We start from the raw sequence: 1,022 nt of genomic DNA, 5'->3' as shown, positions 1-1,022 counted from the left end.
TTGGTACCCGCGGCCGGAGTTGGCTCCGCAGATTTGCGGTTCTACTCCCGTTACAGGCACTTCCGCGATCGTAAGCATCAGCAAAATAAGGGTTATCAGCACCGAGAGTCACAGGTCAACAGGAACGATCTGTACTACGGAATGTACTACGGTTCCGTTCGGTCCTCTGGAAGCGATACAGCAGCTTATCTTCGGGCGTGAGCAATCTTAGCTTTTCGGTACCTGAAGGCACAGAGTGTCTCGTAGAGCTGCGATACTCCTGTCTGCTAGGGGGGCATTATCTGCCTTGGCACTACCGCCTAGATGAACTTGTCGAGCCTGAAGGTGGGGGCGAGTGCCACCCCGGGGGTATCCGGTCCCGTGTACAGGTGCGGTCACGGAAGAGGTCTCGTGGTTCGTCAAGTTATCCCCCGCTCAGAGTGGGGCCTTCTGAGGCTGGCTGTGATTGTGAAAGCTATGACGTGACGAAAGCTGCTTCCAAAGGTGTGAGGCAGTTGATGTACCTAAGTCCTATTAGTATGGGGAAGGACGGCCCCCTAGGCCGATCCTGACCCTCTACACTGATCTAATACCTGCTTCACACGAGGTTTCTAACGTGGTCACAAACTCCCAGAGCCGAGATACCGTACGGGAAGACCGCTACAAGCGCTTCTACCAGATCGTCGATGAGGTTGCCGATGACATCCAAGCCCATGTCTGGCACGGAACCGGCAAACCCAAACGGAAGCTTCGTGGTGACCAGCTTCAGAAGTTGAGGTCTTCTCTCGAGACCCTGATCCGAGACAGCGTTGCTGTAGTCTACCAGCGCAAGAGGAAGGGTGAAGCTTCCATCCAACTCAACGCGAACTGGTATGCTGGCCTCGCCTCCCCTGCGGACCTCAGCTACAGCATCCATGTCGAGCGTGCTTATCTGGGGATGCTGGAACTTGGCTATCTCAAGCAGACCAAGAAGGGGGCCTATGATCGTCAGCGATCCAATAATGGCCCCAGCCGTAGCAGGCTCACACGGTACAGTGCGACTG

Annotated in this window: 1 protein-coding gene; it reads right to left on the bottom strand. The window is 55.6% G+C overall.

Going from position 1 to position 1,022, the window contains the following annotated elements; genetic code table 11:
• Positions 1-577: 577 nt before the first annotated feature.
• A partial coding sequence (locus tag IQ782_RS29605; RefSeq protein WP_194138241.1) for a hypothetical protein occupies positions 578-1,022 on the bottom strand: 445 nt, incomplete at its 5' end.

This window comes from Salipiger mangrovisoli, from assembly GCF_015223355.1.
Lineage (GTDB): Bacteria > Pseudomonadota > Alphaproteobacteria > Rhodobacterales > Rhodobacteraceae > Salipiger > Salipiger mangrovisoli.
The sequence above is the reverse complement of the archived record's forward strand: the minus strand, read 5'-3'. Positions and strand labels throughout refer to the sequence as shown.